The organism is Mesorhizobium sp. ArgA1 (assembly GCF_053714375.1).
On sequence record NZ_JBSKBQ010000010.1, the window covers coordinates 73,911 to 86,165 of the forward strand.

Genomic DNA, 12,255 nt, shown 5'->3' on the forward strand with positions numbered 1-12,255 from the left:
AGTGCGCTACGACATCGTCATCATCGGCGGAGCCATCGTCGGCTCCTCGGTCGCCTATTATCTGCGCGAGGAAGGCTTTTCCGGTTCGATCGCGCTGATCGAGCGCGATCCGCAATTCGCCCATGCGGCAACGACGCTGTCCATGGCCTCGATCCGCCAGCAATTCTCGATTCCGGAGAACATCCGCCTGTCGCAGTTCACACTGGGGCTATTTCGGCGACTGAAGGAGGAATTCGGCGCTGACGCCGATATCGGTTTTCGCGAGGGCGGCTATCTGATCCTGGCCGGCGACGCCGGGCTGCCGATCCTGAAAGCCAACCACGAAGCGCAGGTCGCCGAGGGCGCCGACATTCTGCTCGAGGACGCGGGCGAGTTGGCGAAGCGCTTTTCCTGGCTGTCGACGGAAGGCATCAGCGCCGGCGCATTCGGTCGCACCGGCGAGGGCTGGTTCGACGCGCATGCCATGCTGACGCTGTTCCGCAAGGCGCTGCGCGACAGACAAATCGATTTCATCGCCGGCGATGTCACCGGTATCGAGCGGCAGGGCAACCGCGTCACCGGCGTGAGCCTCGACAATGGCGAAAGGCTCGAAGCCGGCATCGTCGTCAATGCCGCCGGCCCAAACGCCGGCAAGGTCGCCGCCCTTGCCGGGCTGGCGCTGCCGGTCGAACCGCGCAAGCGCAATGTCTTCGTCTTCGAGGCGCGGGAAAAATATGCCGACATGCCGCTGCTGGTCGATCCCTCCGGCATCTATGTCCGGCCGGAAGGCTCGGTCTATCTCACCGGCGGCGCCGAGCCGGAAGAGGGTGATGGCCCCGCCGACCCCCGGGATTTCGATGTCGACTGGCCGCTGTTCGAAGAGGTGATCTGGCCGATACTGGCAACGCGCATCCCAGCCTTCGAGGCGATCAAGTCGACACGCGCCTGGGCCGGCCACTATGACTACAACACGCTCGACCAGAACGCCGTCATCGGCCCGCATCCCGAGGTCGGCAATTTCGTCTTCGCCAACGGGTTTTCAGGTCATGGCCTGCAGCAGGCGCCGGCGGTCGGCAAGGCGCTGGCCGAGTTGCTGGTGCATGGCGGTTACCGGACGGTGGACTGCTCGGCGTTCGGTTACAGCCGCGTGGCCGAGGGGCGGCCGTTCCGGGAATTGAATGTGATTTGAGCGCCTCTTTTTCCTTCTCCCCTGTGGGAGAAGGTGTCGCCGAAGGCGACGGATGAGTTCCAGGGGACGCCAGCGTCTCACTCCGCTGGAACACCCCTCATCCGTCTCGGCGCTTCGCGCCGATCCACCTTCCCCCACAAGGAGGGAAGGAAGAAGCGTCTACGCAACCATGGCACCTACAGCCTGCGCATTGCCCAGCGCATGCCCGGCTGCCGTGTTGTCGAAAATGCCCCAGACCTCCGCCCCGGAAGCGGCCGCTGCGTCCACTTGCCGGCAAAACCGGGCGAGGCTTTCGGCATCGTAGTCCGAATAGTAGATGCGCGGCGCGCCATGCCAGCGGAAATAGGCAAGCCCTGACCAGCCGCCTGGCGCCGCCGCCTCCGGAACGGGAGCCGGGTCGGCGGCGACACGCGCAATCCGCCTTCCGGCCAAAAGTGCGTCCGCCTCGGCGCCGAACCAGCTGGGATGGCGCGGCTCGCATACCAGCCTCACACGGGCGCGCTTGCCCAGCATGTCGAAGAAACTGTCGACGATATCCGGCTCGAAAGGCAGGCTCGGCGGCAGCTGCACCAAAAGCACACTCAGTTTCTCGCCGAGACCTCCTGCCTGTTCGAGAAAGTCCTCGGCCAGCGTCTCGCAATCGGCGAGGCGGTGCTCATGGGTCATGGCTTTCGGCGTCTTGATGGCGAACCGGAAATGCTCCGGCACCGAGCGTGCCCAGCGCTCATAGGTCTCACGACGGTGCGGCTTGTAGAAAGAGGTGTCGATCTCGACGACGGGAAAGCGTCTTGCGTAACGCTCGAGATGCGACCCGGATTGCGCAAAGTCATCCTTGTAGCGTGTCGGAATTCCCCAGCCGGCCGTGCCTATGAAAGATCGGCGGTTCTCCATGCCGGAGATGTGGGCAGGATGAGGTGCGGGTCAAGACCGTATCCAGGAAGGACAATGACATCCTGCCGCGCCCGTCGGTTGTTCCGCCGGGACCTAAACACCGTTCTGCATCGCCCAAGAATACCGCGCGCCGTGCCTGTATTGATTCCAGCCAAGTCGAGGGAGTTCAAAGCGCATTCGACGGCAAGAGCGCACCCCAAGCGGCACGCGATCCATCCATGGCACGACCGTGCGGCACCGACCCTGCCCACCGGTCGTGGACTTGGCATCAGCGCTTGCGGGAAAACCAGAATGCATCGGGCATGCGCTTCATGCCGATGCGCTCGTAGAAGCCGACGGCGTCGGGCATCGAGATCAGGCTGATGGCAACCGATGGCCCCAGCTGCCGGCGCGCCTCATCCATCAGGCCCTTGCCGATGCCAAGGCCTTGCGCCGATTGCGACACGGCGAGCTCGGAGATGTAGCACACCCAGGAAAAATCCGTGACGGCTCTGAGAACGCCGATCAGCGGCCTGTCTTCAATATCGAGCCGCGCGGTCAGCACAAGATTTGCGCCCGAAAGCATCGCCTGCAGCCGGTCGTCGTCATCGACGGGGCGCGTGTCGCCGAGCGTGGATTCGACCAGCACGCGGCGGAATTCGGCGACGTCGAGCTTTGGCTCGCTGGCATAGAGGATTTTCGAGGGTGCGGTCATGGGCACAAGGGTGCACCAGCGGTCGCCGGTTTTAAAGACGCTGCCGCGCCGATCTTTTACGATCCAGGCCGCGCACGAACAGTTGCCTTTTATTTGCCGCCGGCTTTGTGTAAACGGTGCGTCAGCAATCTCCCGCAACGAAATAGATATTCTGCATCGAAGACACAGGGCAAAGCCATGGACAAGTTCACCAAGCTCACCGGCGTCGCCGCCCCCATGCCGATCGTCAATGTCGACACCGACATGATCATCCCGAAGGATTATCTCAAGACGATCAAGCGCACCGGGCTCGGCAGCGGCCTGTTCGCCGAAATGCGCTACTTGGATGACGGTTCGGAAAACCCCGACTTCGTGCTCAACAAGCCGGCCTACCGCAAGGCGCAGATCCTGGTCGCCGGCGACAATTTCGGCTGCGGCTCGAGCCGTGAACACGCGCCATGGGCGCTGCTCGATTTCGGCATTCGCTGCGTCATCTCGACCTCGTTCGCCGACATTTTCTACAACAACTGCTTCAAGAACGGCATTTTGCCGATCACCGTCAGCCCGGAAGATCTGGACAAGCTGATGGACGACGCCTCGCGCGGTTCGAACGCGACGCTGTCGGTCGACCTCGAAGCCAAGGAAATCCGCGGTCCGGACGGCGGCGTGGTCACGTTCGACCTCGACGACTTCAAGCGCCACTGCCTCCTGAACGGCCTCGACGACATCGGCCTGACCATGGAAAAGGCCAGCGCCATCGACTCGTTCGAGAAGAAGAACGCAGCTGAGCGCCCCTGGGCCTGACAAGTACGATCTAAGACGATAGCCCGGCGTTCGCAGGCCGGGTTCGTGGCGGCTGAACGGAGGGACAGTCATGACACGTTTGCTTCTTGCCGGCGCCTGCGCGTTGGCTTGGACGCTGATGCCGGTGGCGGGCTTTGCGCAAACGCAGACGCCGGCCGCCACCGCCCAGAAGCCGGCGACAGACCAGACGGCGGCCGATCAGGGGGCGGCCGATCAGGGCGCGCAGGGCAGCGATGATGCGGCGGCCCCCGACGATGACAGCCAGGCGCCTATTCCGTTCGAAGGTGGGCAGCTGACCATCACCCAGCAGGAAGAATATGGCGAGAAGGTGCTGGCCTATGACGGCAAGCAACTGGCCAGCAATTACGACGTGTTTTTCGACAAGGTCGTCAAGGTCGGTGGCGTCAACGTGGCTCTGGTCGAGGTCGGCGATGGCGGCAACCAGTGCGGCCCGGCCACGGTCATCGTCTGGAAGCCGGAAGGCGGCGAGATCCAGAGCCTTACCGTCGAGCAGGACGAGTGCGGCGCGCCGCCGGCGGCGGTCGCCGACAACGCCATCTATTTCGTGCCCTATCTGTTGCCGGGCGACACGAAGCAGGCGCTGCAATGGTCACCCACCGAAGGGCTGACGATCTCGGGCGATCTGACCTACGCGCCGGAGCCGGGTACCGACTGGAAGGATATCGAACCGTCCAAGTACCAGAACATCATCGACGCCTTCCACAACGAAGCCGTCTACAAGGCGGCGAAGGCGCTGCTTGGCGACAGCATGCCCGATATGGCGACCAGCCTGCTGGTCGGCGGCGGCACCGAAAAGACGGCGTCCGGCGCCTTCTACGCCACCGGCTGCGTACCGCACGCTTGCGGTAGCAATGACGGCTTCATGGCGGTCGACCCGGTCAAGCACACGCTCTATTTCGCCCGCCGCGGCGACGACGGCGAGCCGCAGGCCTGGCCTGACGTGAAGACCTGGCCGGCGGATGTGAAGGAAGCGATGGACAAGGCGCAGCGGAACTAGGGTTTCGCGACTGGCAGCGGAAGGACCGCTACGCCACGATCCTTCCCACCCCCCTCTGCCCTGCTGGGCATCTCCCCCGCAAGGGGGGAGATCAGCCGTCACGACTGCCTTCGCCAATCAACACGCAAAGAATAGCTGCGGCGCAGAAGCTGCCAATCTCCCTCCTTGCGGGGGAGATGGCCGGCAGGCCAGAGGGGGGGTGCTGTCCCGCCGCCGTCCAAGATTTGCACCTGAGTTGGCCCATGGCCCACTCGGCCCTTTCCCTGCAAAGTGTCCGCAACCATCAGCGAGGCCCCCATGCGCAAACTCATCTCCACCGGTTCGCCCTTCGAAAAGACGGCCGGCTATTCGCGCGCGGTGGTGCAGGGCGATTGGTGCTTCGTCTCGGGAACGACCGGCTACGACTATGCGACCATGACCATGCCGGAGACGGTCGAGGCGCAGACGCGCAATTGTCTGGCCACCATCGCCAAGGCTCTGGCCGATGGCGGCTTCGAGATGGCAGATGTGGTACGGGCGCATTACTACATCACCGACCAGGCTTTCGTGGACGTGGTCTTCCCGATCCTCGGTGAGACGTTCGGCGACATCCGCCCGGCGGCGACGATGATCGTCTGCCAGCTCAACAAGCCCGAGATGAAGATCGAGATCGAAGTCACGGCGCTGCGGCGCACCGCCTGAGGTCAAAGCCATGACGGTCCGGCGCATCGTAGCCAATATCGGGACACCAGACGCGGCAGCGGCGAAGCGCTTCTACCAGGATGTGCTTGGCCTAGACGTGCTGATGGATCAGGGCTGGATCGTCACCTACGGGTCCGACGAGCGGATGCAGGTGCAGGTCAGCTTCATGGCCCAGGGCGGCTCCGGCACGCCGGTGCCGGATCTGTCGATCGAAGTCGACGATGTCGATGCCTTGCTCGACGCCATGAAGGCCGCCGGTTTCGCGATCGAATACGGTCCGGCCGACGAGCCCTGGGGCGTGAGGCGCTTCTATGTGCGCGATCCGTTCGGCAGATTGGTGAATATTCTCTCGCATCGGTGACCGCGCTTCCAGGCTTGCGCGCCGCCCGCTTGGCGTTTAGCAAGGCCGCGGTTTCTCCAAACAGTATCGGGACGGTTCTGATGGCTTCGAAAAATCTTCTCCTGCTCGCCGGCGACGGCATCGGCCCCGAGGCGATGGCCGAGGTGAAGAAGCTGATTGCGGCCATGAATGACAAGCTTGGCAGCGGCTTTGCCACCGATGAGGGCCTGGTCGGCGGCTGCGCCTACGATGCGCATGGCGCGGCGATTTCGGATGCCGACATGGAAAAGGCGATGGCGGCGGATGCCGTGCTGTTCGGCGCGGTCGGCGGCCCGAAATGGGACAAGGTGCCTTACGAGGTGCGCCCCGAGGCCGGTCTCTTGCGGCTGCGCAAGGACATGGAGCTGTTCGCCAATCTCAGGCCCGCCATCTGCTACCCGGCGCTCGCCGCCTCCTCCTCGCTCAAGCAGGAGGTGGTCGAAGGGCTGGACATCCTCATCGTGCGTGAGCTCACCGGCGGCGTCTATTTCGGCGAGCCGAAACAGATCATCGATCTCGGCAACGGCCAGAAGCGCGGCATCGACACCCAGGTCTACGACACGTTCGAGATCGAGCGCATTTCGGGCGTCGCCTTCGAGCTGGCGCGCACCCGCAAGAACCACGTCACGTCGATGGAAAAGCGCAACGTCATGAAATCCGGCGTTTTGTGGAACGAGGTCGTCACCCAGACCCAGAAGGCGCGCTATGCCGACGTCAAGCTCGACCACATGCTGGCCGATGCCGGCGGCATGCAGCTGGTGCGCTGGCCAAAGCAGTTCGACGTCATCGTCACGGACAATCTGTTCGGCGACATGCTGTCCGACATCGCCGCCATGCTGACGGGCTCGATCGGCATGCTGCCGTCGGCCTCGCTCGGCGCGCCCGATGTGAAGACCAAGAAGCGCAAGGCGCTCTATGAGCCGGTGCATGGCTCGGCGCCCGACATTGCGGGACAGGGCATCGCCAACCCGATCGCCATGATCGCTTCCTTCGCCATGTGCCTGCGCTATTCCTTCGGCATGGTCGATGAGGCCGACAAACTCGAAGCGGCAATCGCCGCGGTGCTCGATGACGGCCTGCGCACCAAGGACATTTTCTCCGAGGGCATGACTGAGGTCGGCACGGTCGCGATGGGCGATGCCATCATCGCCAAGTTCCTTGGCTGATCCGGAGGCGGTCGACGTCCGCTGGGCGACGACCGACGATGCCGAAGCGCTTGCCACTGTGCTTTGCGAGATGGCGGCGCACTATCGGCAGGCGTCGCTCGATCACGGCCGGGCTGCGGCCACGGCACGAAAATGGCTCGGCGACGAGAGCCCGGCCTATCCGCATTTTGCGCTCGCCTTCGCCGGCGGCAAGGTTGCGGGGCTGGCCTCGGTGGCGATCGCGCATCCCGGCATCGACCTCGAACGGCTGATGTTCCTGAAAGACCTGTTCGTGCGTGAGAATGCCCGCAACGCCGGCGCCGGCCGGGCACTGCTCGGCTTTCTCGCCGGCCATTGCCTCCGGGAAGGCATCGGCCGCATCGATCTCACCACCGAGGACTGGAACGAGGGCGCGCTGCGCTTCTACGACCGGCTCGGCGCCGAACGGCACGGGCAGAAGGTGTTTCTTCGGCTGTCGGGCGAGGCGCTGAGAAGAACTCTCTAAACCCTGACACCCTGCGGCACGGGGCCCCACTGGTTTTCGTGGCCCTGGGTCGGGATCAGCCCGAACACGATGATGGCCAGCGTGCCGAAGGTTGGCACGAAAATCAGCAGGACCAGCCAGCCGGTGAGGCCGATATCGTGCAGCCGGCGGACAATCAGTCCCAGCCAGGGCAGGAACGTCGCCAGCACAAACAAGCCCCAAACGCCGACGGTCACGATCGGCCCGTTGCCGTCATTGAAATTGCCGATCGTCTGGTCGGCGAGGGCGCCGACAAGGCCGACCAGGATGAAGCTGACGGTCCAGAACAGGCAGTAGGCCCAGAATTCCTTTCGGCGGGCGCGCTCGGCAAAATTGATGTAGTTGCGCGTCAGGCCCAGCCAGAAATAACCCGGCAGGCCGCTGTCGTGGACCGCGCCGTCTTCGGCCAGGCGCCCGAAGTGCTGCGGCTGCGCGGCCGAAGCGGCGGGTTTGGGCGGCCCGGCGCTTGCAGCGGCAGCTGCGGTCGCCGGACCGGCGGCCTGGGCGCGGATCGAAAAAACATCGCGCGCCTGGCCACTGGCCGGCAGGAACTCGACCACGGCGCCCGTGGCGATCACCGCACCACGGCGCAGATCCTCGCGCGCGAAGGTGTAGCGGTTGCCGTCCGCCCCGGTGATGAAACCGAAGCCCTGGGCCTCGTCATAATGAAGAACTTCGCCCTGCATCCGCCTCACCCCCGTGTTGGCACAGACTGTTCAAAGTTGGAGAGGATCGCAAGGGGTGGGCGCGAAATGGTGAATGGAGCGTTCGACACCTCCTCACTAGCACCACCTTGGCGCTGCCCCTCATCTGGCTGCCGCCATCTTCTCCCCGTATAGTGACGGGGAGAAGGGCGCTGTCATCGCCGACTTCGCCAGTCGCCAGCTTTGCAAGAATGGCGCCAAGGCCGCGGCTAGCCCTTTCTCCCCGTCGCTATACGGGGAGAAATGCCCGGCAGGGCAATGAGGGGCGGCGCCCGCGTCTGCAATTGGCCGATAAGCGCCTCAAGCCGGCCGTTTCTTCGGCTTCTTGTTCTTCGGCGGCCCAGCCTTGTCAAGCTTCGGCTTGCCGGCCCACGGCTTTGCATCGCCGGCGGGGCGCTTCTCGAATTTCGGCTTATGCGCGCTTTGGGGCGCCTCGAACGGCCGCTTGCCGCGATGTGGCTTCTTGTCCGGCTTCGGCGGCTGGTAGCCGGCGCGCGACAGGTCGGGCGTGCCGTCCAGGCGTTTCACCGCAATGTTGCCCTGCAATTTCTTGTCGGGGCCAATGGCGGCGAGGAAACGGTCGGCCCAGTCGGCCGCGATCTGCACGTAGGTTTCCTCCGGCTGCATCTTGATGGAGCCGATCTCGCGCTTGGAGATATTGCCGGTGCGGCACAGCATCGGGATCAGCCAGCGCGGCTCGGCATTTTGCCGCCGCCCCACCGACAGCGAGAACCAGACGCTGGCGCCGAAATCGTCGCGACGGCTGGGCGCCTCATCGCGGGAGGCGAACTTTTCGCCCTTTTCGCGCGACGGCGTGAAGGGCGCGACATCGGTGAGTTCTTCGGGGGCCGAGCGGCTGGCGCGGCATTGGCGCACGAAGGCAGCCGCCACCTGTTCGGCGCCGTATTTGGCCAGAAGCGCATCGATGAAGCCGCGCTCGTCATCGGCCACCGGCTCGTCGAATGCCGGATCGGAAAGGATACGCTCGTCATCGCGGCGGATGACGTCGTCGGCCGAAGGCGGGCTCGCCCAAGTCGCCGTCAGCTTGGCACTTTGAAGCAGGCGCTCGGTGCGCCGGCGGGCGCTGTTCGGCACGATCAGCGCGCTGACGCCCTTGCGCCCGGCGCGGCCGGTTCGCCCGCTGCGGTGCAGCAGCGTTTCGGGGTTGGTCGGCAGATCGGCATGGATGACCAGTTCGAGATTGGGCAGGTCGATGCCGCGCGCGGCAACGTCGGTTGCTATGCAGACCTTGGCGCGGCCGTCGCGCATCGCCTGCAGCGCATGGCTGCGCTCGTTCTGGCTGAGTTCGCCTGACAGCGCCACGACCGAAAAATTGCGGTTGTTGAAGCGTGCCGTGAGATGGTTGACGGCGGCGCGGGTGTTGCAGAATACCAGCGCGTTCTTCGCCTCGTAGAAACGCAGCACATTGATAATGGCGTTCTCGCGGTCGGGGAAGGCAACGTTCAGCGCCCGGTATTCGATGTCGAGATGCTGCTTTTCCTCGCCGCCGGCCGAAATGCGCACGGCGTCGCGCTGATAGCCCTGCGCCAGCGTTGCGATCGAGCGCGGCACGGTGGCTGAAAACATCAACGTGCGACGCTGCGCCGGTGCGGCGTCGAGGATGAATTCAAGATCCTCGCGAAAGCCGAGATCGAGCATCTCATCGGCCTCGTCCAGCACCACGGCCCTAAGCGCCGACATGTCGAGCGAATTTCGGGTGATGTGGTCGCGCAGGCGGCCGGGCGTGCCGACGACGATATGCGCGCCGCGCTCCAGCACGCGCCGCTCGGAGCGCATATCCATGCCGCCGACACAGGAGGCGACCGTCGCGCCGGTCGGCGCGTAGAGCCATTGCAGCTCGCGCATCACCTGCAAGGCGAGTTCGCGCGTCGGCGCCACGGCCAATGCCAAAGGTACGCCAGCCTGGCCAAAGCGCTCGGCGCCTTCCAGCAGCGTGGGCGCCAGAGCGAGGCCGAAGGCGACGGTCTTGCCGGAGCCGGTCTGCGCCGACACCAGCGCATCGGCGTCGCCAAGTTCCAGCACGGCCTTCTGCACCGGCGTTAGCTCGACATAGCCACGTTTTTCCAGCGCCTCTGCCAGCGCAGGAACGATACCTTCGAAATTGGACATGTTACTCTTTCGGAATTCTGGTTTGCGCTCATCAGCGAGCACTGGCTCAGGTCGGCGCTGTGCCAGCCTGACAATCTTGGCCGTTCGTACTTCGTACAGTGGTGATTGTACAGTCAAAGCCGCGGGGCTGCCTTCCCTTCTCCCACAAGGGGAGAAGGAAGAGGCGCCACCAATTGACTCCTGCCGCAAACCGCGTAAAAGCCGGCATCGAACGGGATCATTTTCGATGCGCGGCCTCTTGATGGCTTTTCTTGCATTCGACTTCCCCGGCCACGATCTGGCCGGGCGCGTCGGCGCGTCCCCTCGTTCCAGCAAATCCATGGCCAAAACCACCACCAAAACGGTGTGATTCCCTTGGCCTAACCACCCTCTCCCGGGTCCGGCCCGGGGGACGAAACCCGCATTGGCCGGCGGGTTTTCTCCAAAAACCAAGCGGAGAGGGACAGGAGATTTTTATGAGTTTCAAGGTTGCGGTAGTCGGCGCCACGGGCAATGTGGGCCGCGAAATGCTCAACATACTGGAAGAGCGCGGCTTTCCGGTAAGCGAAGTGGTGGCATTGGCCTCGCGGCGCAGCCAGGGCACCGAAGTGTCGTTCGGCGACAAGACGCTGAAGGTCAAGTCGCTCGACCAGTATGACTTTTCCGACACCGACATCTGCATCATGTCGGCCGGCGGCAATGTCTCCAAGGAGTGGTCGCCGAAGATCGGCAAGCAGGGCTGCGTGGTCATCGATAATTCGTCGGCCTTCCGCTACGACCAGGACGTGCCGCTGATCGTGCCGGAAGTGAACCCGGACGCGATCTCGCTGTTTACGCGCAAGAACATCATCGCCAACCCGAACTGCTCGACGGCGCAGCTGGTGGTGGCGCTGAAGCCGCTGCACGATGTCGCCACCATCAAGCGCGTCGTGGTGGCCACCTATCAGTCGGTATCGGGCGCCGGCAAGGAAGGCATGGACGAGCTGTTCACGCAGACCCGCGCGGTCTTCGTCGCCGACCAGGTTGACGTCAAGAAGTTCACCAAGCGCATCGCCTTCAACGTCATTCCGCATATCGACGTCTTCCTCGATGACGGCTTCACCAAGGAAGAGTGGAAGATGGTCGCCGAGACCAAGAAGATGCTCGATCCCAAGATCAAGCTGACGGCGACCTGCGTGCGCGTGCCGGTGTTCATCGGCCATTCGGAAGCCGTCAACATCGAGTTCGAAAAGCCGATCACCGCGGACGAGGCGCGCGATATCCTGCGCGAAGCACCCGGCTGCCAGGTCTTGGACAAGCGCGAGGATGGTGGTTACATCACGCCGCTCGAATCGGCCGGCGAAGACGCCACCTTCATTTCGCGCATCCGCGAGGATTCGACCATCGACAACGGCCTGTCGATGTGGATCGTGTCGGATAATCTGCGCAAGGGCGCGGCGCTCAATGCGGTGCAGATCGCCGAGCTGCTGGTCGAGCGCGGCCTGATCCAGCCGAAGAAGAAGGCAGCCTGACGGCTTTTGTTTTAGCTCACGGGCCGCACCGCCGCTTGCGCGGCTGGCCCTCCGCGGGGGCGCCGGACGACCGGCGGCCCGCAGTCGCGGGCTCGGCCGTTGGCCGGGACGCCTCTTCCTTCTCCCCCGTTCACGGGGAGAAGGTGCCCGAAGGGCGGATGAGGGGCAGCGCCGGCCTCTGCTGAGAAACGTCCATGAACGATTCCACCAAAGTCACCCTGCGTCCCGCCACCGCTTCCGACACCGCTGCCATCGCTTGGCTCATGCGGGCAACCCTAAGCTCGTTCGATTGGATGCCGGTCATCCACACGCCGGCCGAGGACCTCGCCTTCATCCGTGACATCGTCATGCCCCGGCAGCAGGTCACCGTTGCCGAGACCGGCAAGACAATTGTCGGCTTCATTGCCGTCAACGGCGATTGGATGGAACAGCTCTATCTCGATCCGGCCTGGACCGGACAAGGCATCGGCAGCCGATTGCTGATGGACGCGATCGCTATCCTGCCGGTCGCAATGCTGCACTGCTTCCAGGCCAACACCGGCGCCCGGCGCTTCTACGAGCGCCACGGCTTCCGTGCCGAGTCGTTCGGCGACGGCACAACCAACGAAGAAGGCCTGCCGGATATTCTCTACGTCCGTCGAGCCTAAAG

The 12,255-nt window shown here is 64.2% G+C and carries 14 protein-coding genes; 10 read left to right on the forward strand and 4 right to left on the reverse strand.

Annotated features, from left to right (window positions below; genetic code table 11):
• Window position 1: 1 nt before the first annotated feature.
• Window positions 2-1,168 carry an NAD(P)/FAD-dependent oxidoreductase gene (locus ACWGTI_RS21070; RefSeq protein WP_454588896.1) on the forward strand — a complete coding sequence of 389 codons (1,167 nt, stop codon included), beginning with the start codon at window positions 2-4 and terminating at the stop codon, window positions 1,166-1,168.
• Between the two features lie 159 nt (window positions 1,169-1,327).
• On the opposite strand, the gene ACWGTI_RS21075 is transcribed toward ACWGTI_RS21070, so the two are convergent.
• Both ACWGTI_RS21075 and ACWGTI_RS21080 read right to left on the reverse strand, forming a co-directional pair.
• Window positions 1,328-2,059, reverse strand: coding sequence for a DUF72 domain-containing protein (locus tag ACWGTI_RS21075; RefSeq protein ID WP_454588897.1), 732 nt, complete (start codon window positions 2,057-2,059; stop codon window positions 1,328-1,330).
• Window positions 2,060-2,327: 268 nt separating this feature from the next.
• Window positions 2,328-2,753 (reverse strand): GNAT family N-acetyltransferase, encoded by a 426-nt coding sequence (locus ACWGTI_RS21080; RefSeq protein WP_454588898.1) that lies wholly within the window; start codon window positions 2,751-2,753, stop codon window positions 2,328-2,330.
• A 177-nt stretch (window positions 2,754-2,930) separates the two neighbouring features.
• Here ACWGTI_RS21080 and leuD point away from each other — a divergent pair, with 177 nt between their 5' ends.
• The 6 genes from leuD (at window position 2,931) to ACWGTI_RS21110 (ending at window position 7,264) form a co-directional block, all read left to right on the forward strand.
• On the forward strand, window positions 2,931-3,536 hold the full coding sequence (gene leuD, locus ACWGTI_RS21085; protein WP_454575633.1) for a 3-isopropylmalate dehydratase small subunit: 606 nt from the start codon (window positions 2,931-2,933) through the stop codon (window positions 3,534-3,536).
• 70 nt (window positions 3,537-3,606) lie between these two features.
• Window positions 3,607-4,554 (forward strand): hypothetical protein, encoded by a 948-nt coding sequence (locus ACWGTI_RS21090; protein WP_454588899.1) that lies wholly within the window; start codon window positions 3,607-3,609, stop codon window positions 4,552-4,554.
• A gap of 297 nt (window positions 4,555-4,851) precedes the next feature.
• Window positions 4,852-5,235, forward strand: a complete 384-nt coding sequence (locus tag ACWGTI_RS21095) for a RidA family protein (protein WP_454575631.1) — start codon at window positions 4,852-4,854, stop codon at window positions 5,233-5,235.
• A 10-nt stretch (window positions 5,236-5,245) separates the two neighbouring features.
• Window positions 5,246-5,596, forward strand: a complete 351-nt coding sequence (locus ACWGTI_RS21100) for a VOC family protein (RefSeq protein ID WP_454588900.1) — start codon at window positions 5,246-5,248, stop codon at window positions 5,594-5,596.
• Window positions 5,597-5,676: 80 nt separating this feature from the next.
• Window positions 5,677-6,780, forward strand: a complete 1,104-nt coding sequence (leuB, locus tag ACWGTI_RS21105) for a 3-isopropylmalate dehydrogenase (protein WP_454588901.1) — start codon at window positions 5,677-5,679, stop codon at window positions 6,778-6,780.
• Entirely contained in the window at window positions 6,773-7,264 is a 492-nt protein-coding gene (locus ACWGTI_RS21110; RefSeq protein WP_454588902.1) for an N-acetyltransferase family protein, read from the forward strand. The genes leuB and ACWGTI_RS21110 overlap by 8 nt, the downstream gene beginning before the upstream one ends.
• On the opposite strand, the gene ACWGTI_RS21115 is transcribed toward ACWGTI_RS21110, so the two are convergent.
• Window positions 7,261-7,968, reverse strand: coding sequence for a DUF805 domain-containing protein (locus ACWGTI_RS21115; RefSeq protein WP_454588903.1), 708 nt, complete (start codon window positions 7,966-7,968; stop codon window positions 7,261-7,263). The genes ACWGTI_RS21110 and ACWGTI_RS21115 overlap by 4 nt on opposite strands.
• Before the next feature lie 318 nt (window positions 7,969-8,286).
• The gene (locus ACWGTI_RS21120; protein WP_454588904.1) at window positions 8,287-10,116 is read right to left on the reverse strand and encodes a DEAD/DEAH box helicase; all 1,830 of its coding nucleotides are present in this window, start codon (window positions 10,114-10,116) and stop codon (window positions 8,287-8,289) included.
• Window positions 10,117-10,342: 226 nt separating this feature from the next.
• Between ACWGTI_RS21120 and ACWGTI_RS21125 the strand changes: the two genes are divergently transcribed.
• The 3 genes from ACWGTI_RS21125 to ACWGTI_RS21135 all read left to right on the forward strand — a co-directional run bounded on the left by ACWGTI_RS21125 (window position 10,343) and on the right by ACWGTI_RS21135 (window position 12,253).
• Complete coding sequence (locus ACWGTI_RS21125) at window positions 10,343-10,465, forward strand: hypothetical protein (protein WP_454588905.1); 123 nt, start codon at window positions 10,343-10,345, stop codon at window positions 10,463-10,465.
• 106 nt (window positions 10,466-10,571) lie between these two features.
• Window positions 10,572-11,606, forward strand: a complete 1,035-nt coding sequence (locus ACWGTI_RS21130; RefSeq protein ID WP_454588906.1) for an aspartate-semialdehyde dehydrogenase — start codon at window positions 10,572-10,574, stop codon at window positions 11,604-11,606.
• Between the two features lie 194 nt (window positions 11,607-11,800).
• Entirely contained in the window at window positions 11,801-12,253 is a 453-nt protein-coding gene (locus ACWGTI_RS21135; RefSeq protein ID WP_454588907.1) for an N-acetyltransferase family protein, read from the forward strand.
• Window positions 12,254-12,255: the final 2 nt, after the last annotated feature.